Origin of the sequence: Thioclava sp. JE_KL1, from assembly GCF_009296265.1 — a bacterium.
Lineage (GTDB): Bacteria > Pseudomonadota > Alphaproteobacteria > Rhodobacterales > Rhodobacteraceae > Thioclava.
In genome coordinates, this window is the sequence record NZ_WBJS01000011.1 from 25032 (window position 1) to 45787 (window position 20756).

21 protein-coding genes are annotated in these 20756 nt (G+C 64.3%); 9 read left to right on the forward strand and 12 right to left on the reverse strand.

Features of this window, described 5'->3' with window-relative positions:
• Nucleotides 1-195: 195 nt before the first annotated feature.
• The gene (locus tag F8R15_RS17605; RefSeq protein ID WP_152845451.1) at nucleotides 196-1830 is read left to right on the forward strand and encodes a phospholipase C; all 1635 of its coding nucleotides are present in this window, start codon (nucleotides 196-198) and stop codon (nucleotides 1828-1830) included.
• Nucleotides 1831-1834: 4 nt separating this feature from the next.
• Nucleotides 1835-3214, forward strand: coding sequence for a cytochrome c peroxidase (locus F8R15_RS17610; protein WP_152845452.1), 1380 nt, complete (start codon nucleotides 1835-1837; stop codon nucleotides 3212-3214).
• Between the two features lie 52 nt (nucleotides 3215-3266).
• On the opposite strand, the gene F8R15_RS17615 is transcribed toward F8R15_RS17610, so the two are convergent.
• Nucleotides 3267-3863, reverse strand: coding sequence for a glutathione S-transferase family protein (locus tag F8R15_RS17615; RefSeq protein ID WP_078571154.1), 597 nt, complete (start codon nucleotides 3861-3863; stop codon nucleotides 3267-3269).
• A gap of 172 nt (nucleotides 3864-4035) precedes the next feature.
• On the opposite strand from F8R15_RS17615, the gene F8R15_RS17620 reads away from it, so the two are divergent.
• A complete protein-coding gene (locus F8R15_RS17620; protein ID WP_152845453.1) occupies nucleotides 4036-5271 on the forward strand; it encodes an MFS transporter in 1236 nt (411 codons plus the stop codon).
• Here F8R15_RS17620 and F8R15_RS17625 read toward each other — a convergent pair.
• Nucleotides 5259-6110 (reverse strand): SDR family oxidoreductase, encoded by an 852-nt coding sequence (locus F8R15_RS17625; RefSeq protein WP_152845454.1) that lies wholly within the window; start codon nucleotides 6108-6110, stop codon nucleotides 5259-5261. The genes F8R15_RS17620 and F8R15_RS17625 overlap by 13 nt on opposite strands.
• A gap of 101 nt (nucleotides 6111-6211) precedes the next feature.
• On the opposite strand from F8R15_RS17625, the gene ade reads away from it, so the two are divergent.
• The 4 genes from ade to F8R15_RS17645 all read left to right on the forward strand — a co-directional run bounded on the left by ade (nucleotide 6212) and on the right by F8R15_RS17645 (nucleotide 10868).
• Nucleotides 6212-8014 carry an adenine deaminase gene (gene ade, locus F8R15_RS17630; protein WP_152845455.1) on the forward strand — a complete coding sequence of 601 codons (1803 nt, stop codon included), beginning with the start codon at nucleotides 6212-6214 and terminating at the stop codon, nucleotides 8012-8014.
• Nucleotides 8011-9486 (forward strand): AMP nucleosidase, encoded by a 1476-nt coding sequence (locus F8R15_RS17635; RefSeq protein WP_083078040.1) that lies wholly within the window; start codon nucleotides 8011-8013, stop codon nucleotides 9484-9486. Before ade ends, F8R15_RS17635 begins: the two co-directional genes overlap by 4 nt.
• Nucleotides 9487-9617: 131 nt before the next feature.
• Nucleotides 9618-9905 (forward strand): HU family DNA-binding protein, encoded by a 288-nt coding sequence (locus tag F8R15_RS17640; protein WP_075776797.1) that lies wholly within the window; start codon nucleotides 9618-9620, stop codon nucleotides 9903-9905.
• Nucleotides 9906-9992: 87 nt separating this feature from the next.
• Nucleotides 9993-10868: a DMT family transporter gene (locus F8R15_RS17645; RefSeq protein WP_152845456.1), complete on the forward strand. Its 876-nt coding sequence runs from the start codon at nucleotides 9993-9995 to the stop codon at nucleotides 10866-10868.
• 33 nt (nucleotides 10869-10901) lie between these two features.
• Here F8R15_RS17645 and F8R15_RS17650 read toward each other — a convergent pair whose 3' ends face one another.
• From F8R15_RS17650 to dapD, 3 genes are all read right to left on the reverse strand, one after another.
• On the reverse strand, nucleotides 10902-12062 hold the full coding sequence (locus F8R15_RS17650) for a lytic murein transglycosylase (protein WP_368731092.1): 1161 nt from the start codon (nucleotides 12060-12062) through the stop codon (nucleotides 10902-10904).
• 198 nt (nucleotides 12063-12260) lie between these two features.
• Nucleotides 12261-12626, reverse strand: coding sequence for a hypothetical protein (locus tag F8R15_RS17655; RefSeq protein ID WP_078605036.1), 366 nt, complete (start codon nucleotides 12624-12626; stop codon nucleotides 12261-12263).
• Nucleotides 12619-13446 carry a 2,3,4,5-tetrahydropyridine-2,6-dicarboxylate N-succinyltransferase gene (dapD, locus tag F8R15_RS17660; protein ID WP_078521584.1) on the reverse strand — a complete coding sequence of 276 codons (828 nt, stop codon included), beginning with the start codon at nucleotides 13444-13446 and terminating at the stop codon, nucleotides 12619-12621. The genes F8R15_RS17655 and dapD overlap by 8 nt, the downstream gene beginning before the upstream one ends.
• Nucleotides 13447-13527: 81 nt before the next feature.
• On the opposite strand from dapD, the gene F8R15_RS17665 reads away from it, so the two are divergent.
• Nucleotides 13528-14349, forward strand: a complete 822-nt coding sequence (locus F8R15_RS17665) for an LOG family protein (protein ID WP_078521586.1) — start codon at nucleotides 13528-13530, stop codon at nucleotides 14347-14349.
• Between the two features lie 10 nt (nucleotides 14350-14359).
• Here the strand turns inward: F8R15_RS17665 and F8R15_RS17670 are convergent, their stop codons facing one another.
• The 4 genes from F8R15_RS17670 to F8R15_RS17685 form a co-directional block, all read right to left on the reverse strand.
• The gene (locus tag F8R15_RS17670; RefSeq protein WP_152845458.1) at nucleotides 14360-15070 is read right to left on the reverse strand and encodes a gamma-glutamyl-gamma-aminobutyrate hydrolase family protein; all 711 of its coding nucleotides are present in this window, start codon (nucleotides 15068-15070) and stop codon (nucleotides 14360-14362) included.
• Nucleotides 15067-16026 carry an amidoligase family protein gene (locus tag F8R15_RS17675; protein ID WP_152845459.1) on the reverse strand — a complete coding sequence of 320 codons (960 nt, stop codon included), beginning with the start codon at nucleotides 16024-16026 and terminating at the stop codon, nucleotides 15067-15069. The genes F8R15_RS17670 and F8R15_RS17675 overlap by 4 nt, the downstream gene beginning before the upstream one ends.
• A 59-nt stretch (nucleotides 16027-16085) precedes the next feature.
• Nucleotides 16086-17267 carry a 23S rRNA (adenine(2503)-C(2))-methyltransferase RlmN gene (rlmN, locus tag F8R15_RS17680; protein ID WP_152845460.1) on the reverse strand — a complete coding sequence of 394 codons (1182 nt, stop codon included), beginning with the start codon at nucleotides 17265-17267 and terminating at the stop codon, nucleotides 16086-16088.
• Between the two features lie 133 nt (nucleotides 17268-17400).
• Complete coding sequence (locus tag F8R15_RS17685) at nucleotides 17401-17916, reverse strand: invasion associated locus B family protein (RefSeq protein ID WP_078521682.1); 516 nt, start codon at nucleotides 17914-17916, stop codon at nucleotides 17401-17403.
• Nucleotides 17917-18082: 166 nt separating this feature from the next.
• Here F8R15_RS17685 and F8R15_RS17690 point away from each other — a divergent pair, with 166 nt between their 5' ends.
• Nucleotides 18083-19075, forward strand: a complete 993-nt coding sequence (locus tag F8R15_RS17690; protein WP_152845461.1) for an asparaginase — start codon at nucleotides 18083-18085, stop codon at nucleotides 19073-19075.
• A 3-nt stretch (nucleotides 19076-19078) separates the two neighbouring features.
• Here the strand turns inward: F8R15_RS17690 and F8R15_RS17695 are convergent, their stop codons facing one another.
• The 3 genes from F8R15_RS17695 to flaF are packed head-to-tail and all read right to left on the reverse strand — an operon-like array spanning nucleotide 19079 to nucleotide 20669.
• Entirely contained in the window at nucleotides 19079-19897 is an 819-nt protein-coding gene (locus F8R15_RS17695) for a DUF1217 domain-containing protein (protein WP_152845462.1), read from the reverse strand.
• Nucleotides 19894-20298 (reverse strand): flagellar biosynthesis repressor FlbT, encoded by a 405-nt coding sequence (gene flbT / locus F8R15_RS17700; RefSeq protein WP_078542484.1) that lies wholly within the window; start codon nucleotides 20296-20298, stop codon nucleotides 19894-19896. The genes F8R15_RS17695 and flbT overlap by 4 nt, the downstream gene beginning before the upstream one ends.
• Complete coding sequence (gene flaF, locus F8R15_RS17705) at nucleotides 20295-20669, reverse strand: flagellar biosynthesis regulator FlaF (RefSeq protein WP_078521597.1); 375 nt, start codon at nucleotides 20667-20669, stop codon at nucleotides 20295-20297. The genes flbT and flaF overlap by 4 nt, the downstream gene beginning before the upstream one ends.
• Nucleotides 20670-20756 lie beyond the last annotated feature (87 nt).

The window sequence follows — 20756 nt, forward strand, 5'->3', positions numbered from 1 at the left end:
GTCGCGCATCGCCACCGCCCAGGCCGATCACCGAACGCTCACGCTGCATCCCATCCGCGTGCATCCGCGGGGGTCTCACCCAGTGGTGATGGTGCGTGAGCGGGACTGTCACCAAATTGCCAAACGCCGTTCCTAGCGAGATGCCACGCGCCCCGTAGCTCACGGGGAAGCTGCCATTTGAATGAGGGACTTTAGATGACCGACACGCTCCGCCTCACCGGTGCCGTCAGCGTACTCGCGCTGACTTGCGCCGCCGCGACCGCCCAAGCGGGCACCACCGCCGCCGCCGACACCCAGACCGCCACCCCGATCAAGCATCTCGTGGTAATCTTTCAGGAGAACGTCTCCTTCGACCACTACTTCGCGACCTACCCGAAGGCCGCGAACCCCAAAGGCGAGCCGCAATTCACCGCCGCGAAGGACACCCCCAAGGCCGATACGCTCGCAAGCGCCGGTCTGCTGAAGAACAACCCCAACAAGACCAATTCCGCCAATGGCGCGAATGCCGCCGCCCCGTTCCGGCTCGACCGGACGCAGGCCGCGACTGCGGACCAGAACCACGGCTACACCGCCGAGCAGGCCGCGTTCCACGGCGGCAAGATGGATGCCTTCCCGGCCAATACCGGCAAGGGCACCAAGGGCGGCACGGGCGCCTTCGGCACCAAGGGTCAGGTGATGGGCTATTATGACGGCAACACCGTCACCGCGCTGTGGAACTACGCGCAGGCCTACGCGATGAACGACAACGCCTTCTCGAGCACTTTCGGCCCCTCGACGCCGGGCGCGATCAACCTCGTCTCGGGGCAGACCAATGGCGCGGTACTGCCCAAGGGCTACAAACTCGCGGCCGATGGCACCTATGACAAGGGGCGCGTCGTGCCCGACGGCAATGGCGGCTGGACGATGATCTCGGATCTCGACCCGACCGGCGATGTCTGCTCGAACCCGAAATACCCGACCACGCTGATGGGCGGCAAGAATATCGGCGATCTGCTGAACGTGAAAAACGTCACCTGGGGCTGGTTCGAGGGCGGCTTCGATCTGACCGCAGTGAACGGCAACGGCACCACCGGCTGCGACCGCTCGTCGCTCTCGCAGGTGACCGGCGAGACCTCGAAGGACTACATCCCCCACCACGAGCCCTTCCAGTATTATAAATCGACCCAGAACCTCGATCACACCCGGCCCGCCTCGGTCGATGCGATCGGCACCTCTGACGATGGCGGCGCGAACCACCAATATGACAGCAAGGATTTCTACGCTGCGCTGAAGAACGGCAACCTGCCGGCGGTGACGTTCCTGAAAGCGTCCGCCTATCAGGACGGCCATGCGGGCTATTCCGACCCGCTCGACGGGCAGGAGTTCATCGTTGACGCGGTCAACGCGCTGCAGAAGTCGAAGGACTGGAAGGACACGGCGATCGTCGTGACCTATGACGACTCCGATGGCTGGTATGACCACGCGATGGCGGTTGTGAACGGCTCGAACATCCCGGTCGCGGGCTATGACGTGCTCAATGGCGGCAACTGCGCCAGCGACAAGACGCTGCCCGGTCTCGACGGCAAGCCGGCGCAGGGCCGCTGCGGCTACGGCACCCGCATCCCGATGCTGGTGATCTCGCCCTATGCGAAGAAGAACGCGGTCGATCATACGCTGGTCGATCAATCCTCGGTCACCAAGTTCATCGAGGATAACTGGCTGAACGGGCAGCGCATCGGTCAGGGCTCCTTCGACGCACAGGCGGGCAAGCTGAACGGCATGTTCGACTTCTCGAAAGCAGCCAATGGCAAGCTGATCCTCGACCCGGCCACCGGCACCCCGAAGGGCTGAGGCGATGAGATTGCCGAACCTACGATTGATCACTCCCAAGACGATCCGTTCGGCAGAGGGGGCCGCGAGCATCACGCTCGCGGCCTTCCTTTCGGCCGCCTCCGTCGGAGCGGCGTCCGGCCCTGCGCCGGATGCGCCCCCTCAGGGCGATCCCGATCTGAGCGCCGTGGCCGCTATCGGCAAGGCGCTGTTTTCCGACCCCACGCTGTCAGCCAGTGGCCAGATGAGCTGCGCGAGCTGCCACGACCCGAAAAATCACTTCGCCCCCGCCAACGCCCGCGCGGTGCAGCTTGGCGGGCGGCATCTCGACCTGCCCGGGCTACGCGCGGTGCCCTCGCTCACCTATAAGCGCCAGACGCCGCCCTTCACCTTCGGCGTGCTCGACCCGACCTCGGAGGCGGGAGAAGCCGCGCCGCTGGCGGTCGCACAGCAAGGTGCAGGCGCGAAAGAGACGGCAGGGCCAAGCGCCTCCACGCAGCCCGCGCCCCAAAAAACCGCTGGCGCGCCCTCTGCCGCGAGCCCGGTGCCGCGCGGCGGTCTGTTCTGGGACGGGCGCGCGGATACGCTGCAAGAGCAGGCGCTGGTGGTCCTATTCACCCATTTCGAGATGGCAGAGCCTGACCGCGCAACCCTCGCCGCGACCTTACGAGCGCGCTACGGCGACCGCTTCGCGCAGCTCTTCGGCGCTTCGGTGCGGGACGACGACAAGATGCTGATCGACGAGGCAGCCTTCGCGCTGTCGCGCTACCAGACCGAGGCGGTGGAATTTCGCCCCTATACCAGCAAATACGATGCCGTTCTCGCGGGCGAGGCGCAGCTGTCGCCCGCAGAGGCACGCGGACGGGCGCTTTTCGACGATCCGAAGAAAGGCAATTGCGCGGCCTGCCATATCGACACGCGGTCTGCCGACGGTCGCCCGCCGCAATTCACGGATTACGAATACGAGGCGCTAGGCGTGCCGCGCAACCCGGCGATCCCGGCCAATGCCGATCCGCATTATGTCGATCTCGGTCTCTGCGGCCCGCTGCGCCACGATGCGATTTCGACGCAGCCCGGCAATTGCGGGATGTTCAAGACCCCGAGCCTGCGCAACGTCGCGACCCGGCACGTCTTTTTTCACAACGGCGTCTATACGAGCCTGAAACAGGTCCTGCGTTTCTACGCCAAGCGCGACAGTGACCCGCGTGCGATCTACCCCATACGCGACGATCAGGTGGAGCGGTTCGACGATCTGCCCGCCCGCTATCAGGGAAATATCGACCGCGCCGATGCGCCGTTCGGACGCGCGCCCGAGGATGGCGACGCGCTGACCGAGGCCGAACAGGCGGATATCATCGCCTTCCTGCAAACCCTCACCGACGGCTACTCACCCTCAGATGAATGACTTGGGTCAAGGCTGATTGCCGGTGCGGAGTGGGGGCTCGCAGGCCGCCCCCTCACCCGTCGCGCATCGCCACCGCGCGTTTGTAGGCGGGCCGCGCCCGCATCCGGTCGTGATATTCGCTCAGCCGATGCTCGACGATCGGGAATTTCGCCATCAGCGCCCAGTCGAGGCAGTGCGCCAGGATGATATCGGGCACGGTCATTTCATCGCCCATCACGAACTCGCCCTCGCCCATCCGATGGATCAGCGTGCGCTGCGACCGCTCGAACTCCCAGCGCAGGGAATTCTTGATGCCCGACAGCCGCAACTCCTCCGGCAGGATGAAGCTGTGCCGCGCCGCCGTCCAAAGATTCGCGTCGAATTCATCGAGCAGGAATTGCGTCAGGCTGTCCTGCCGCGCGCGTTCCAGCGTGCCCGCCTCATGGGTAAATTTCCCATGCGCATCCGCGAGATAGGTGAGGATCGCCGTGGAATCGGTGATCGGCGTGCCGTCGATGACCAGCACCGGCACCTTGCCCGCCGGGTTGAAAGCGACGACATCGTCCGAGCGCGGCGCGGCCCGCACATGCTGATACTCCGCGCCCAGTTCCTCCAGCATCCACAGCACGCGCAGCGTCCGCGAGCCGACCGTTCCGATAACCGTATACATCCTGCCTCCCGTCGAAAGTCGCGGCATTGGGCCACGGCTGCGGGGGAGGTTCAAGGGCACCGCACAATCATCTCCGCGCGATTGTGACCCGGACAAGCCCAAGATTGACGCGCTGCAGCATACATGTCGATATGCGGCCCGCGCGGAGGGGAGATCCGCCGGGAGATGTAAAATGACGCAAGCCAAACTGTTCACGCCGGTTCTGATCGGCGGTGCCGTGATCCTGATGCTGAGCTTCGCCATCCGGGCGAGCTTCGGCGTTTTCCAGATTCCGATCGCCAGCGAGTTCAACTGGCCACGCGCCGAATTCTCGCTCGCCATCGCGGTGCAGAACCTTGCCTGGGGGATCGGGCAGCCGATCTTCGGTGCGATTGCCGAGCGCTGGGGCGACCGGCTCGCGATCATCCTCGGCGCGCTGGTCTATGCGCTTGGCCTCGTGCTTTCGGCCTTCGCGGTGGAGCCGGGGCAGCATCAGCTTCTGGAAATCCTCGTGGGCTTCGGCATCGCGGGCACGGGCTTCGGCGTGATCCTCGCCGTGGTGGGCCGCGCGACCTCGGACGAGAACCGCTCGCTCGCGCTGGGTATAGCGACGGCGGCAGGCTCGGCCGGGCAGGTCTTCGGCGCCCCGATGGCGGAGCTTCTGCTCGGCCATTTCCCGTGGCAGACGGTCTTCGTGATCTTCGCCGCCGTGATCCTCGCCTCGCTGACCTTCCTGCCGCTGATCCGGGCGCCCGAACGCGCCAGCCGCGAGGACTTGGCCGAGAGCATGGGTAGTGTCCTGATGCGCGCCTTCCGCGATCCGTCTTACACGCTGATCTTCCTCGGCTTCTTCTCCTGTGGCTATCAGCTGGGTTTCATCACGGCGCATTTCCCCGCGATGGTGACTGAGATGTGCGGCGCGGTGCCGCCCGGATCGCTGCTCGCCGGGATCGGGATCGAGACCACCTCGGCGCTCGGCGCTGCCGCGATTTCCGTGATCGGCCTCGCGAATATCGCGGGCACGATCTTCGCGGGTTGGGCGGGCAAGCGCTATTCGAAGAAATACCTTCTGGCGGGGGTGTATCTGCTGCGGACCTTCGTCGCCGGCGCCTTCATCCTGACGCCGATGACGCCCGCGACGGTGCTGATCTTCTCGCTCGCGATGGGGGCGCTATGGCTCGCGACGGTGCCGCTGACCTCGGGGCTGGTCGCGCATATCTACGGGCTTCGTTACATGGGCACGCTCTACGGGATCGTCTTCTTCTCGCATCAGGTGGGCGCCTTCCTCGGCGTCTGGCTGGGCGGTAAGCTCTACGACATCTACGGCGATTACACGCTGGTCTGGTGGGTCGGCGTGGGCGTCGGCGCGTTCTCGGCCATCGTGCATCTGCCGGTGCGCGAGAAACGGGTGGAGCTTCAGCCCGCCTGATCGAGCAGCGCGCGCAGCCCTGCGCGGTAATCGGGGTAGCGGAGCGTGACGCCAAGGTCGCGTTTGATCTTGTCGTTCCGCACCCGCTTGCTCTCGGCATAGAAGCTGCGCGCCATCGGGCTGAGATCGGCCTCGTCGAACGGCACCTCGGGCGGCAGCGGCAGGTCGAGCAGCTCCGCGGCATAGGCGATCACATCCTGCGGCGGGGCGGGATCGTCGTCGCAGACATTATAGACCGCGCCGGGATCGGGATGCTCGATCGAGGCCAGCAGCACCTGCGCGATATCCTCGACATGGATGCGCGAGAAGACCTGCCCCTCCTTGATGATCCGCCGGGCCTTGCCTTGCCGCACTTTCTCGAAGGGCCCGCGCCCGGGGCCGTAGATCCCCGCGAGCCGGAAGATATGCAGCGGCAGATCATGGGCTGCCGCCAGCGCACCCCAAGCCGCCTCGGCCTCCACCCGCGCCTGTCCGCGCTTGGTCGAGAGCGTCAGCGGCGTCGCCTCATCGACCCAGCCGCCCGCGTGATCGCCATAGACGCCGACCGTTGAAAGATAGCCGATCCACTCCAGATGCTGCGCTGCAGCAATTTCGGAATGCTGCGCAGCGAGAACCGGGTCTCCCTCCGGTCCCGGCGCCACCGAACTCAGCAGATGCGTCGCCTGATCGAGCGGCAGAGGCCCACCTTCCCAGATCAGCGGCTCCACCCCTTCGCTGCGCAGCATTTCCGCCTTCTCGGCGCTGCGCGTGGTGCCGACCACCCGCCAGCCGCGCGCCAGAAGAAGCGGCGCGAGGGCACGGGCGGAATAGCCATGTCCGATGGAAAGAAGCGTCGGCATCACGGCCCCCTTTGCGTTTCTGTCATCCGTCATAGGTAGAGGCTGTGTGAAGGCATAACAACGTCTCTTGAACCTTCCCGCACGCAATGACAGGCTTGGACATGGAACAGAAGAACAAGATCAAATCCTGGCCCGAAGCCGCACCGCGATTGATTGCCGTGGCTGCCGGGCGCGAACCCGCCGACCTCGTGATCCGGGGTGGCAAATGGGTCAATGTCCACACACGTGAGGTTCTCGAGGGCTACGATATTTCCGTTGTCGAGGGGCGATTTGCCGCCGTGGCCCCCGATCTGTCGGACAGTATCGGCCCCGACACCGAAGTGATCGAGGCCGAGGGGCGCTACATGGTGCCGGGCCTGTGCGATGCGCATATGCATATCGAGAGCGGGATGCTCACGCCCGCCGAATTCGCCGCCGCGGTGATCCCGCATGGCACGACGAGCATGTTCACCGATCCGCATGAGATCGCCAACGTGCTGGGGCTCGACGGCGTGCGGATGATGCATGACGAGGCGCTGATGCAGCCGGTCAACATCTTCACCCAGATGCCCTCCTGCGCGCCCTCTGCGCCGGGGCTGGAGACCACGGGTTTCGAGATCACCCCCGAGGATGTGGCCGAGGCGATGACATGGCCCGGCATCATCGGTCTGGGCGAGATGATGAACTTCCCCGGCGTGATCAATGCCGACCCGAAGATGCTGGCCGAGATCGCCGCGACGCAGAACGCGCATAAGACCGTGGGCGGGCATTACGCCTCCCCCGATCTGGGCGCGCCGTTCCGCGCCTATGTCGCGGGCGGGCCCGCCGACGATCACGAGGGCACCTGCGAGGCCGACGCGATCGCGCGGGTGCGCAACGGGATGCGCTCGATGATGCGGCTGGGCTCGGCTTGGTATGACGTGGAGACGCAGATCACCGCCGTCACCGAGAAGGGCCTCGATCCGCGCAACTTCATCCTGTGCACCGATGACTGCCATTCCGGCACGCTGGTGAATGACGGGCATATGAACCGGGTCTTCCGCCATGCGGTGGACTGCGGGGCCGATCCTCTGGTCGCGCTGCAGATGTGCACGATCAACACCGCGACCCATTTCGGGCTGGAGCGCGAGCTGGGCTCGATCACGCCGGGCAGGCGCGCCGATCTGATCCTGACCTCGGATCTGGCGACCCTGCCGGTCGAGCATGTGATCGCGCGGGGCAAGACCGTCGCGAAGGATGGCGAGCTGCTGGCCGAGTGCCCGCATTACGACTGGCCCGAAAGCGCGCGCAACACGGTGCATCTGGGCAAGACCCTGACGGCGGCGGATTTCGAGATCGAAGCCCCCGAGGGCGCCAACACCGTCACCGCCCGCGTGATCGGTGTGGTCGAGAACCAGGCGCCCACCAAGGCGCTGACGGCGGAGCTGGACGTGACCGACGGGCTCGCCCAGCCCGACACCGGCAAGGACATCGCGCAGATCGCGCTGGTGGAGCGCCATCAGGGTACGGGCGCGGTCACCAATGGCTTCGTCTCGGGCTTCGGCTACAAGGGCCGCATGGCGATGGGCTCGACCGTGGCCCATGACAGCCACCACATGATCGTCGTCGGCACCGACCGCGAGATGATGGCCGCCTGCGCCAACGCGCTTGGCGAGATGGGCGGCGGGGTCTCCGTCTGGAAGGACGGGAAAGAGATCGCCGCCGTGCCGCTGCCGATCGCAGGGCTGATGTCGGACGATCCGGCCCAAACGGTGGCCGCGCGCGCCGCCAAGATGGTCGAGGCGATGGGCGCCTGCGGCTGCACTTTGAACAACGCTTACATGCAGCATTCGCTGCTCGCGCTCGTCGTCATTCCCGAGATCCGCATTTCGGATCTGGGCCTCGTCGACGTGACGCGTTTTGAACTGACGGATCTTTTTGAATGAACGAAACACTTGAACTTATCATCCCCGACGCAGCCCCTGCGGAGACCTTCACCGATGCCGCCGAGGCCGTCGCCCGGCTCGAGGCGCTTTATGACGAGGCGACCGCCTTCCTCCTCGAGAAATTCAACGAGACGCTGGAGAGCAAAACCGCGCGGAACCGCTTTCGTGCTTTCTACCCGGAAGTGCGCATCTCCGTCTCCTCGCATATCAAGGCCGATAGCCGCTTGAGCTTCGGTCATGTGGCGCTGCCGGGCACCTACACGGCGACGATCACGCGGCCCGACCTGTTCCGCAACTACCTGACGCAGCAGCTGGGCCTGCTGATCAAGAACCACAACATCCCGGTCACGATCGGCCCCTCGGACACGCCGATCCCGGTGCATTTCGCCGTGGCAGCGCATCCGGAAGTGACCGTGCCGCAGGAAGGCGTGCTCGACTTCTCGCTGCGGGACGTATTCGACGTGCCGGATCTTGCGGGGATGAACGACGATATCGTCAACGGCATGGCGGGACCGAACCCGGATGGCTCGGGGCACCTCGCGCCGTTCACCGCGCAGCGGGTGGATTACTCGCTGGCGCGCCTGTCGCATTACACCGCGACCAAGGCGGAGCATTTCCAGAACCACGTGCTGTTCACGAACTACCAGTTCTACGTGGACGAGTTCGAGGCCGTTGCGCGCCGTCTGCTGGGCGACAAGGACTCGGGCTACACGAGCTTCGTGGCTCCCGGAAATCAGGAGATCACCGACCCGCAGGATGAGATTCCGGGCCTCGCGAAACTGCCGCAGATGCCCGCCTATCACCTCAAGCGCGCCGATGGCGGCGGGATCACGCTGGTCAATATCGGCGTCGGCCCGTCCAACGCGAAGACCGCGACGGACCATATCGCCGTGCTACGCCCGCATGCCTGGCTGATGGTCGGTCACTGCGCGGGTCTGCGCAATTCGCAGCAGCTGGGCGACTTCGTCCTCGCCCATGCCTATCTGCGCGAAGACCATGTACTGGACGACGATCTGCCCGTCTGGGTGCCGATCCCGGCGCTGGCCGAGATCCAGATCGCGCTGCAGGAAGCAGTGGCCGAAGTGACGAAACTCGAAGGCTACGAGCTGAAGCGGATCATGCGGACCGGTACCGTCGCCACCATCGACAACCGCAACTGGGAGTTGAGAGACCAATCCGGCCCGGTCCATCGCCTGAGCCAGTCACGCGCGGTTGCGCTCGACATGGAAAGCGCCACGATCGCGGCGAACGGCTTTCGGTTCCGGGTGCCCTACGGCACGCTTCTGTGCGTGTCCGACAAACCGCTGCATGGCGAGCTGAAGCTGCCGGGCATGGCCACCGAATTCTACCGTACCCAGGTCGCGAGCCATTTGCTGATCGGCATCCTCGCGATGGAGAAACTTCGCGAGATGCCTCTGGATCGGATTCACAGCAGGAAATTGCGTAGCTTCGAGGAAACAGCTTTTCTGTGACGTGGGAAAAACCCGCCCATTCTGGGAAAAGGGCTTGCCATGCTCAATAAAAACGTGTGGAACATGGCCCACCAACCGTGCAACGCGGACGAAATTGACCCTGGATTACCGGGGCGGAGAGAGGAACGAATATGTCGAAACCGATGACCAAGACCCAGCTGGTGGCAGCCCTCGCCGAGGCGATGGACGCCGACAAGAAGACGGCTTCGGCCGCACTCGACGCGATCACCGACGTCGTCACCAAAGAAGTGTCGAACGGCGGCGCCGTTACCCTGCCGGGCATTGGCAAAGTCTACTGCCGCGAGCGCCCCGAGCGCATGGTCCGCAACCCGGCCACCGGCGAGCAGATGCAGAAGCCGGCTGACAAGCAGGTCAAAGTGACCGTGGCGAAAGCGCTCAAGGACAGCGTTAACTCCTGATCGCAGGACTCTCTCAATCGAGGGACAGCCAATTTTTTAGGGCGCTCGCGAGCAATCGGGGCGCCCTTTTTCAGGCCCGGAGGAAAGATGGATCTGCGCGCGATCGGAATGGGGCTCGCCTTTGCCCTGATGTGGTCTTCGGCTTTCACGTCCACGCATATCATCGTGGCAGAGGCTCCGCCCCTTGCAGCCCTTGCCCTGCGCTTCGCGCTGTCCGGGGGGATCGGCATCGCGCTGGCACTGGCCTTCGGCCAAAGCTGGCGGCTGAGCCGGGCGCAATGGCGCGCCACGATCATCTTCGGAATTTGCCAAAACGCGCTCTACCTAGGGTTTAACTGGGTCGCGATGACCACGGTCGAAGCCTCGGTCGCGGCGATCATCGCCTCGACCATGCCGCTGATCGTCGGCGCGCTTGGCTGGATCGTCTTTCGCGACCGGATTCCGCCCCTCGGCATCGCCGGGCTGGTGGCAGGTTTCGCGGGCGTCGGCATCATCATGGGTGCGCGGCTGCAGGGCGGGATCGACCCGTTCGGGCTGGGCCTTTGCGTCGCGGGCGCGCTGGCGCTGGCGGTGGCGACGCTCACCGTACGCGGCGCGAGCGGCGGCGGTGGCGGCGTGCTGATGATCGTCGGCCTGCAGATGCTGGTGGGGGCTGTGAGCCTCGCCGTCGTCTCCGCCTTCACCGAGCATCTCTCTGTCGAGGTGACGCCGACACTGGCCTTCGCCTTCACCTACACGGTGATCGTGCCGGGGTTGATGGCGACCTGGGTCTGGTTCCGCCTCGTGGGGTGCATCGGCGCGGTGCGCGCGGCGACCTTCCACTTCCTGACGCCCGTCTTCGGCGTTGCGATCGCCTGGGCGGTGCTGGGCGAGCATGTCGACTGGCACGACGCGCTTGGCGTTCTGGTGATCGCAGGCGGCATTCTGGCAGTGCAGATCTCAAAGCAAGAGGCGCGGAGGTAACCCCCCGCGCCCCAGCAATTCACGCCTAGCATTTCACGAACCGCGCAGCACCTGCAGCAGCTCCAGCGTCGCGTAACCATCTGGCGGCAGACCGCGCGATTTCTGGAAGGCCACGATCGCCTTCGAGGTATTCGCGCCGATCTTGCCATCGGTGCCGTCCGTATCGAAGCCCGCCGCGGTCAGACGTTCCTGCAGCTCGACCTTCTGCTTGGAACTGAGCGGTTTTCCCGTGCGGGGCCAATCCTGCACGAAGGGCCCCTTCCCTTTCAGACGATCCGACAGATGCCCGACGCCAATCACGTAGCTGTCGGCGGAGTTGTAGCGCGAGATCGCGCGGAAGTTGCCGAAGATCATGAAGGCCGGACCCTTCGCTCCCGCGGGCACGAGGATCGACGCCGCGCCGTAATTCGGCACCGTGCCGCCCGTGGCTGAGCGCACGCCAAGCGCTGCCCAGTCGGCGGGGCTCTTCTTCGTGCCCTTGCCGGTGAGGCCGTAGTTGAAGCCTGAGGGCAGGATGACCTCGACGCCCCAGGGCTGCCCCTTCGACCAGCCCGAGCGCGCCAGATAGGCCGCCGTGGAGGCCAGCGCATCGGTCGGATCTTCCGACCAGATGTCGCGCCGACCATCGCCGGTGAAATCGACCGCATAGGACAGGTAGGAGGTTGGGATGAACTGCGTGTGGCCCATCGCCCCGGCCCAAGAGCCGGTCATGTGCCGCTCGTCCACATCGCCCGACTGGATGATCTTGAGCGCCGCGATCAGCTGCTTGGCGAAGAACTCGCCGCGCCGTCCGTCATAGGCCAGCGTCGCGAGTGCCGGGATGATCGCCGTCTTGCCACGATAGGCGCCGTAGCGGCTCTCCATACCCCAGATCGCGACGACGACCTCTTTGTCGACGCCGTATTTGCGCTCGATCGCGTTCAGCTGCCGGTCGTATTGGCGCAGCATCTGCTTACCGGTTGCGACGCGCTCATCCGAAACCGCGCTGTCGAGGTAATCCCAGATCGACTTGGTGAATTCCGATTGGTAACGGTCGCGCTCGATCACCTTGGGATTGTAGCGCACATCGGCCATCGCGCGGTTCCAGGTGTATTCGGTGATGCCGTTGGCCAGCGCACGCGATTTGAACCCCGCGAGGAAGGACTCGAAACGCGCTTCCGTCGCGGCGTCCGTAGGCGGGATCGGGTCCGCCACGGGCGCGCTGCCCCGCGCCAGCGGCCGGGGCGAGGATTCGGGAGGCCCCGCACAGGCCGAAAGCGCAGAAAACGCTATGAATGTCAGTGGGATAATCTTTCCGGGGATTGCCATGTCGCCTGCTCGCTGTTTTGCTCTTTGAACCAGTGTATCAACGGTTCGTGAGGTTTCAACGGGCGTCACATGACACTCTAAGGCTTACTGGAGCGGCTTCTTGTCGTTGCCGAAAAACGGCTCCATCTGAGCGATGATCACGGAGTTCTCGTCGAGCGCGCGTTGCATCAATTCACGTTCCGCATCGTCGATCTCATGGCCCTGTTTCTCGCGCTCCGCGAGCGTCCCGTAACCCGTGACGTCAAGCGGCGCCATCTCGGCCTGCTTGAGGATCGCCACGGTCTCGCGCACGGCCTCTGCCTCGTCCACGCCCGAGGCGTAACACAACAGCCCCGCCCCGGACGCGCCTTTCGGCAGACCGTCATTGGGCGAGCGACCAACCTCGACCAGCAGGGTAAAGACCTGCTGGCGCGAGGGTTTCTTCTGCGGCTTTTCCGGCTTCTCAGTCACGCAGCAGCTCGTTGATGCCGGTCTTCGACCGGGTTTGCGCATCGACGCGCTTCACGATCACCGCGCAATACAGGTTGATGCCGTTCTTGGACGGCATCGAGCCCGACACGACGACCGAGTAGGGCGGCACTTCGCCATACATCACGTCGCCGGTCTCGCGGTCGACGATCTTGGTCGACTTGCCAATGTAGACGCCCATGCCCAGCACCGAGCCTTCGCGGACGATGCAGCCTTCGACGACTTCCGAGCGCGCGCCGATGAAGCAGTTGTCTTCGATGATGGTCGGGCCGGCCTGCATCGGCTCCAGCACGCCGCCGATACCGACGCCGCCCGAGAGGTGCACGCCCTTGCCGATCTGCGCGCAGCTGCCGACGGTGGCCCAGGTGTCGACCATCGTGCCCTCGTCGACATAGGCGCCGAGGTTCACGAAGGAGGGCATCAGCACCACGCCCGGCGCGATATAGGCCGATTTGCGCACGATGCAGTTCGGCACGGCGCGGAAGCCGCCGGCTTTCCATTCTTTGTCGCCCCAGCCTTTGAACTTGCTGTCGACCTTGTCCCACCAGTGGCCGCCCTGCGGGCCGCCATCCTGCTGTTCCATGTCCTTCAGACGGAAGCCCAGCAGAACCGCCTTCTTGGCCCATTGGTTCACATGCCAGTCGCCGTTCTCGCGTTTCTCCGCAACACGCAGCTCGCCGCGATCCAGCGCGTTGAGTGTATCTTCGATGGCCTCGCGGGTCTCACCGCCGGTCGAGGGCGTGATGGTGTCGCGGGCTTCCCAAGCGGCTTCGATTGCAGTTTCGAGCGCGGCGTTCGACATGGGCAAATCCTCTTTCAGGTGGCCTTTACAGCGTTCACGCTATAGTTGGTCAAAGCGAAACGCGCAATGAGCAGGTGCCCCATGAAGGACGACACGACGCATTCGTTCCGCCACTCGCGGGACGACGCGCAGACCGCAAAGAACATTCCCGACACGCCACAGACCCGCGCGCCCGCCTATCGGCTGGCCTATACGGATGTGGATTTCATGCTGCGCGACGAGCTGCGCCCAGTACGGCTGCAGCTCGAATTGCTCAAGCCGCAGCTGATCATGGACGAGCGCGGCATCGAGTCGACCATCGTCATGTTCGGCGGCGCGCGCATCCCCGCGCCCGAGAACAAGGCCAACGCGAAGACCGAATATCTCGCGGAACTGTCGGGTTACTACGAAGAGGCGCGCATCTTCGCGCGCGAGATGACCGAACGCTCGATGCAGGAATACGGCCGGGAGAACGTGATCTGCACCGGCGGTGGCCCCGGCGTGATGGAGGCGGGCAATCGCGGCGCGCATGAGGCGGGCGGTCAGTCGATCGGCCTCAATATCGTGCTGCCGCATGAGCAGGCGCCGAACGAATATGTCACGCCCGATCTGACCTTCAACTTCCACTATTTCGCGATCCGGAAGATGCATTTCCTGATGCGCGCCCGCGCCGTGTGCGTCTTCCCCGGCGGCTTCGGCACGCTCGACGAGATGTTCGAGGCGCTGACCCTGATCCAGACGGGCCGGATGTCGAGAATCCCCTTCATCCTGTTCGGGCGCCAGTTCTGGGAAGAGATCATCAACTGGGATCGGCTGGCCGAGGCCGGGACGATCTCGCCCGAGGATCTCGATCTGGTGAGCTTCGTCGAGAGCGCCAAGGACGCGGTCGCGATCATCGACAATTGGAATTACGAGAACTGCTGAGGCGCGGCGCTCAGGCCTTCGCCTCGGCGCTGACCTCGGGCAATTGCGCGCGGTGCTCATGGCTTGCGCGCGCTGCCGCTACCAGCGCCCGGAACAGCGCACGCTGCCGATGGGCATAGGTGAGGTATTCCGGGTGCCACTGAACACCGAGGGCGAAAGGCTCCTCGACCCGCTCGACCGCCTGCACCATCCCCGAGCCGTCGCGCGCCGCGACCCGTAGCCCGTCGCCCAAGCGATCCACGGCCTGACTGTGCAGCGCGTTGACCCGCATCGGCGCGAGCCCCGCCAGCGCACCGAGCCGCGAACCGGGTTCGACCCGCACATCCTTCTTCGGCAGAAGCGTCGTGTGTTTATGCGCGTTGTAATGATCGTAAGCGTCCTGATGCAGATCGCCGCCCAGCGCGACATTGATCATCTGCGCGCCGCGGCAAATCCCCAGCACCGGCTTGCCCTGCGCCATCGCTTCCTCGACGAGGCATTTCTCCAGCTCGTCCCGGGCCGGGTCGAGCACCGCGCTCGCGATAAGATCGCCGTCATAGAGTTCGGGTGAAATGTCATCGCCGCCGCCCACGATCACTCCGTCGACATGCTGCACCTCGGCGCGCTTGCCCGCGACCCAGCGGACCGAGCGCCCGCCCGCCAGCCAGACGCCAAAGGCGATGAACGGGTAGACCCGCCACCCGGTGCGACGCGATGTCGATATGCCGATCAGGGGCTTCATCTATGCCCGGCAAGCCTCAGAATTTTCTCGCAGGTCTCAACCCATTTCCCACCCAGCAGATGGAATTCGGTCTTCGCCGTCAACCATTCGCGGCACATCAGGCCCAACAGTTCGGGCTCCGCCGCGAGCGTCTCCACGAACCACCAGCGCCGCCACTCGCTGTCGAGCGACCAAGTCTCATCGTCGATGCGACAATCGGGCAGACGGAAATGGAAGGCGGGACGCGGCGAAACGGTGCCGCCCTTCCCTTCCTCCGGCGCGATCAGATCGGGCCGGAGCTCGCAGAAGATCGGCAGCATATCGAGCCCGTGGTTCCGCGACAGCGTGTGCCTGCGATAGGTGACGATCACCTCGTCGAGCGCGGCATCCGGGCCGAGCCGCGCCAGATCCTCGATCAGCTTTTTCGGATAGGGCGCGGTGAAAGGCAGCACTTCGCGCGTTCTCTCGATCGGCCACGTCTCGCGCATCCACTCCTCGATCAGCGCGAAGGCCAGAAGCGGGCGGACGATATCCTCAGCCTTACTGGATGCGATCTCGGGGTTGAGGTGAAGGCCGAACCCATAGAGCAGAGACCGCCCCGTGCCTTGCGCACCTTCGCTGCGCAGCAATTCAATAAAATCAGAGAGTTGCAGAAGGCCTTCGCGGTCCAGCGGCTCGGTCACGATCTCGACCGGAATGACCTCGCGCCCGATGCGTAGACCAAGCTCCTTGAGCGCGCCGTCGGTTTGCTTGCGCACCGAAATGTCGAGATAGACCTGCAGATCGCCGAGCTTCGTACCGGTGACTTCCCAGTCCTGACCGTCGCTACGCCGCGCCTCGCCCCCCAGAGCCTGCGCGGCGATTTGCGCGATGCGCGCCTCGGTCAGCCCGGCAAACTCGATCTCCACGCCAGTGCGGCGCGGCTTTCCCTCGGCATTACAGGGCTTTGGAAGCGGGGCGATGGCCTCTCGCGTCATGACGTCTCCGGTTACTTCCCACACGCAGCGTCAATGCAGAAGCGGCGAAGCGGGTTCCCTTAAAGCCCCGCCTCAGCCTGAATCTGCGCCCGCGATTTGCGCGCCCGCTCGGTCGCCGATTTCAGCTGACCGCAGGCGGCCATGATGTCCTCGCCGCGCGGCGTCCGGATCGGCGAGGCATAACCCGCCTTGTAGATGATGTCGGCGAAGCTCTCGATCCGCTCCCAATCGCTGCGCTCATAGGGCGCGCCCGGCCATTCGTTGAACGGGATCAGGTTGATCTTCGCGGGGATGCCGCGGATCAGCTTCACCAGACGGCGCGCGTCTTCGTCGCTGTCGTTCACACCCTTGAGCATGACGTATTCGAACGTGATCCGCTCCGAATTCGACAGGCGCGGATATTCCCGCAGCGCGTTCAGCAGTGTCTCGATATTCCAGCGCTTGTTGATCGGCACCAGCTTGTCGCGCACCTCGTCGGTCGTGGCGTGGAAGGACACCGCCAGCAGACAGCCGATCTCCTCGGCGGTCTTCGCGATCTCCGGCACGACGCCCGAGGTCGACAGCGTGATCCGGCGGCGGCTGAGGCTGATGCCTTCACCATCCATCACGACCTGCATCGCGTCGCGGACATTCTCGAAGTTATAAAGCGGCTCGCCCATCCCCATCAGAACGACGTTCGACACCAGACGGGTCTCGTTCTTCGGGCTGTTCTTCTCAGGCCATTCGCCCAGATCGTCACGTGCGAGCATCACCTGCCCCACGATCTCGCCGGGCGTCAGGTTGCGCACGAGTTTCTGCGTGCCGGTGTGGCAGAACGAACAGGTCAGCGTGCAGCCTACCTGGCTCGAGATGCACAGCGTGCCGCGGCTTTCCTCGGGGATGTAGACCGCCTCGACCTCGTGGCCGCCCGCGATCTTCAGCAGGTATTTCCGCGTGCCGTCCTCGGAGACCTGCTTCGACACGATCTCGGGCAGGGTAATCTCGAACTTCTCGTCCAGCATCGCCCGGTAATCCTTGGCGAGGTTGGTCATCGCCGCGAAATCGCGCACGCCCCAGTAATAGAGCCACTGCCAGATCTGGCCGACGCGCATCTTCGCCTGCTTCTCAGGCGTGCCCGCCTCGATCAGCGCCGCGCGCAGCTGGTCACGGGTGAGGCCGATGAGGTTCACCTTGCCGCCTTCGGGCAGCTTGCGCGGGATCGTGTGCACGTCTTGCGTGATCGGAGCCTGAGACTGGGTCATCGCATGTTTCCTTGAAATGAGGCGCCTCATATAGGGGATTCGCCCCTGCATTAACAGGGGGCGTCGCGCTTTTGGCTCGAACGCGAAAACCCCGGCGCATGGCCGGGGCTCCAATGTCAGGCGCGAGGGTCGCTTACTGGCAGCGCTGCTCGGCTTCGGTGGTCGCGGCGGTGAAGCCCATCAGCGAGAACGTGTCCTCGGTCTGGGTGCCACGGCTCGAACGACCGGTCAGCTTCACGTCGGACCCGGCCTTGAGCGCGCCGATGATCTTCGCGTCCTCTTCCGGCGATCCGGCCCAAGCGCCGCCGCCATCGGTGAAGAGCGTGTATTTCTGACCGCCGACTTCGAGATCGACCGTCGAGCCATCCGCGAAAGGATAGCCGCCCATGAACGAAATCTCGGGCTTCTTGCCCGGACGGTAGGTCACGAACAGCAGGATATCCCCGCGGTTCACCTGCACGACCTTGCCGCCTTTGGTGTTGACCGTCTTCTTCGGTTTCGACACGCCCCAGCACTCTTTCGGATCGTTATCGACGAAGACGCTCCAATCGGTATTCGCCGCGACGCGGTTGGTGCTCTCCTGCGCCATTGCGCCATGCCCCGCCCCGATCATGAGCGCGGCGACCGCCGCGATCCGCAGACCCTTCATCATCATGCTTACAGCCTCCAGCTGTCAGGTTGCCTCTGCATCGCCCGGGCCGGTCACCCTGTTTTCGGTGGCGAATGCGTTTTCCTCTCGATAACACTCATTTAACCTAAAAAAGCCTAGGGGTAAAACCCCGCGATGGCGAGATTTCGCGCATAGGAGGCAGGCGATGACGGCACCGGAGGCAATGATCGAGCTGTGGCGCGGGGGGATGTGTGAATCCGTCCACCACGGCCATGCGGTGATCTTCGGCCCGGAGGGGATCGAAGCCTCCTGGGGCGATCCCGAAGCCGTTATTTTTCCGCGCTCATCCGTGAAGATGATCCAGGCTCTGCCGCTGCTGGAAAGCGGTGCGGCGGAGGCCGCCGGGCTGACGACGCGCCAGCTGGCCCTCTCCTGCGCGAGCCATTCGGGCGCGCAGATGCACCGCGCGGCGGTCGAAGACTGGCTCGCGACACTTGGGCTGGACGATGACGACCTGCGATGCGGGGCGCATCTGCCGCGCGACAAGGCCGAGAAGAAACATCTGATCTGCTCGGATCACGCGCCTTGCCAAGCGCATAACAATTGCTCGGGAAAACATGCCGGGTTCCTGACACTGAACAAGCATCTGGGCAGCGGCCCTCACTATGTAGAGATCGATCACCCGGTGCAGCAGGCCGTGAAATCCGCCTTTGAAGAGGTGACCGAAGAGACCTCGCCGCGCTACGGGATCGACGGATGCTCGGCCCCGAATTTCGCGACCAGCCTCGCCGGTCTCGGCCGCGCCATGCAATTCTTCGCGGCGGCGACCTCCGACGGCGATCTGCGGGCGCGCGCTGCGACCCGTCTGGTCGACGCGATGATGGAGCATCCGGAACTCGTCGCGGGCGAAGGCCGCGCCTGCACCGAGATCATGCGAGAGGCGAACGGGCGCGTCGCCGTCAAAACCGGTGCGGAAGGCGTCTATGTCGCCATGCTTCCGGATCAGAAGCGCGGCGTCGCCCTGAAGATCACTGATGGCGCGACCCGGGCCTCGGAAGCGGCTATGATCGCGCTGCTGATCCGCCTCGGTGCGCTCGATGCCAACGCGCCCGTGGTGCATCGCAGATTGACCGGCCCGATCACCAATTGGCGCGGCCTGAAAACGGGCGAGCTGCGCCGTGCCGCGCAGTTTCCCTAAAGCCTAGAGCCGAAGGGACAGGCCCTGCGCCCCCACGTTCCGCAACAGGCTGAGCGCGACATTCTGCGACGAAACGCTTGTCATGCTCGAGAGCTGCGCACGAAGCAAATAATCCCGCGTCAGGACCTCCAGCTTGTCAGGTCTGGAAAGCTCCGCGGGGTCGGAGGTGCCATAGACGCGTTGCGCCTTCGACATATAGATTTCGCGTTGCTGATCGACATCAAGCGCGCCGACGCTGGGTGGCAGGTTGAGCGCAGTCTGGAACACCCGGCTCAGGGATGGCGATCCGATAATCGTGTACCACTTCGCAGTTTCGGACATATCCTTCACCGCGAGCTCAGGAAGGTCGCGCTGCAATGACATCGCCATGCGCAGGTCATTATCGACTTCGCCAACCGCGACCTCGAATTCTCGGGTTTGAAATTTCGTCAGTATCTCATCCGCGAAAGTCGAAAGCTTCGTTCGCGGAACGGAGTAATCTCCGAAACCGAAAGCCGTGGTCAGCGCGAGATAGCTCTTATCTGACAGCTTGTTGGCCAGCGCCGTTCTGTCCAAAGAGCCTTCCTCGAGTACTTTCCGGATGAAGTATTTATTGTCGATATCCGCATCGAGACCGAATGCACCGAGCGCCACCCCGAGCAGACGTCGATCATCTACCAAAGCCTTCGCCGTATCGATCTGTCCGATCGTCTCCCGGAAATAGCTGTCGAGGCGTTGGTTTTCCGTCGACGCCGCGAAAGCGGCTTGCTGCGTCTCCATCGTGCGCGAGAGAAACCGCCACCCCGCAAACCCGGAGAAAGGGACGACCGGCTGATACGTCATGACGCGCCTGCGGCGAGGAGGCGTTCCTCCCGTGGAAGAAGCGTGCGCAGTGCTTTCAGCGCTTGGTAATGCTGGTTCTCGATCACGGCGAGCGTGGCTGCATTGAGCTGCGCACGGCTATCTTGATCCTTGAGAACTTGACTGAGCTGCTCAATCCCCCGAAGCAACTGCATCTTCGCCTCTTGCGGATCGGTATCACCGGAGAGTACGAGCTGCGCGATATAGCAAACCCGACGGACCGGGGTGTTGACCTCTTCGGGATGGATCGCGTCGCGCAGCCGAAGAATGTTTGCGTTCGGCGTCATGATCGCGAGTCGCGATCGGCGATCCCCATTTTCGATGACGGCACCGTTGATCAGCACTCTCTCTTTCGGGGCGAGTTTCAGAACGAGGCCGCTCATTGCTTTGCCCCGTCTTGTCGCAACCCGCGCATGATGGCGGTGTTCACGTCGATCAGCGCATCGACCGACCGGTCTTGCGAAAGCACGAGGCGGCTATGCGCCTGCGTGAACTCGTGCAGGAAAAAGATGCGGGCGCGAAGATCTTGCGGCAAGCCATTCTCCGGATCGGCGACATCCGCCGCAAGCGCGGTCCAGAGGCGGCGGTTTTCGAAGATCGCTTCTGCCAGCGCGGCAAAAGGGGCACCTTGCGAAGAGACCTGTTTGAGGCGGCGCGTGATCCGGGCGAAGAGTTCGAATTCGAGCCCTCGCGGCGTGCGCATCGGCTGGCTGGGATTGGAATAGGCCGTTTTGGCCAAAGTCGTCGCGTACACGGGAAATCCTTCCGGTGACTGAAACTGATCATGCGCGCAGCACATGAGGGAAGCGGGGGCGCCAAGGCAGGCGCCCCTACCCGAGCC

What these genes read in the sequence shown, in the direction of transcription:
- F8R15_RS17625 (WP_152845454.1), bottom strand. Translation starts at nt 6,110, where the DNA reads ATGCCGACGCTTCTTTCCATCGGACATGGCTATTCCGCCCGTGCCCTC.
- F8R15_RS17695 (WP_152845462.1), bottom strand. Translation starts at nt 19,897, where the DNA reads ATGACGTATCAGCCGGTCGTCCCTTTCTCCGGGTTTGCGGGGTGGCGG.
- F8R15_RS17690 (WP_152845461.1), top strand. Translation starts at nt 18,083, where the DNA reads ATGACGGCACCGGAGGCAATGATCGAGCTGTGGCGCGGGGGGATGTGT.
- F8R15_RS17620 (WP_152845453.1), top strand. Translation starts at nt 4,036, where the DNA reads ATGACGCAAGCCAAACTGTTCACGCCGGTTCTGATCGGCGGTGCCGTG.
- F8R15_RS17665 (WP_078521586.1), top strand. Translation starts at nt 13,528, where the DNA reads ATGAAGGACGACACGACGCATTCGTTCCGCCACTCGCGGGACGACGCG.
- ade (WP_152845455.1), top strand. Translation starts at nt 6,212, where the DNA reads ATGGAACAGAAGAACAAGATCAAATCCTGGCCCGAAGCCGCACCGCGA.
- dapD (WP_078521584.1), bottom strand. Translation starts at nt 13,446, where the DNA reads ATGTCGAACGCCGCGCTCGAAACTGCAATCGAAGCCGCTTGGGAAGCC.
- F8R15_RS17670 (WP_152845458.1), bottom strand. Translation starts at nt 15,070, where the DNA reads ATGAAGCCCCTGATCGGCATATCGACATCGCGTCGCACCGGGTGGCGG.
- F8R15_RS17685 (WP_078521682.1), bottom strand. Translation starts at nt 17,916, where the DNA reads ATGAAGGGTCTGCGGATCGCGGCGGTCGCCGCGCTCATGATCGGGGCG.
- F8R15_RS17640 (WP_075776797.1), top strand. Translation starts at nt 9,618, where the DNA reads ATGTCGAAACCGATGACCAAGACCCAGCTGGTGGCAGCCCTCGCCGAG.
- F8R15_RS17645 (WP_152845456.1), top strand. Translation starts at nt 9,993, where the DNA reads ATGGATCTGCGCGCGATCGGAATGGGGCTCGCCTTTGCCCTGATGTGG.
- F8R15_RS17635 (WP_083078040.1), top strand. Translation starts at nt 8,011, where the DNA reads ATGAACGAAACACTTGAACTTATCATCCCCGACGCAGCCCCTGCGGAG.
- F8R15_RS17610 (WP_152845452.1), top strand. Translation starts at nt 1,835, where the DNA reads ATGAGATTGCCGAACCTACGATTGATCACTCCCAAGACGATCCGTTCG.
- F8R15_RS17675 (WP_152845459.1), bottom strand. Translation starts at nt 16,026, where the DNA reads ATGACGCGAGAGGCCATCGCCCCGCTTCCAAAGCCCTGTAATGCCGAG.
- flbT (WP_078542484.1), bottom strand. Translation starts at nt 20,298, where the DNA reads ATGAGCGGCCTCGTTCTGAAACTCGCCCCGAAAGAGAGAGTGCTGATC.
- F8R15_RS17615 (WP_078571154.1), bottom strand. Translation starts at nt 3,863, where the DNA reads ATGTATACGGTTATCGGAACGGTCGGCTCGCGGACGCTGCGCGTGCTG.
- rlmN (WP_152845460.1), bottom strand. Translation starts at nt 17,267, where the DNA reads ATGACCCAGTCTCAGGCTCCGATCACGCAAGACGTGCACACGATCCCG.
- F8R15_RS17605 (WP_152845451.1), top strand. Translation starts at nt 196, where the DNA reads ATGACCGACACGCTCCGCCTCACCGGTGCCGTCAGCGTACTCGCGCTG.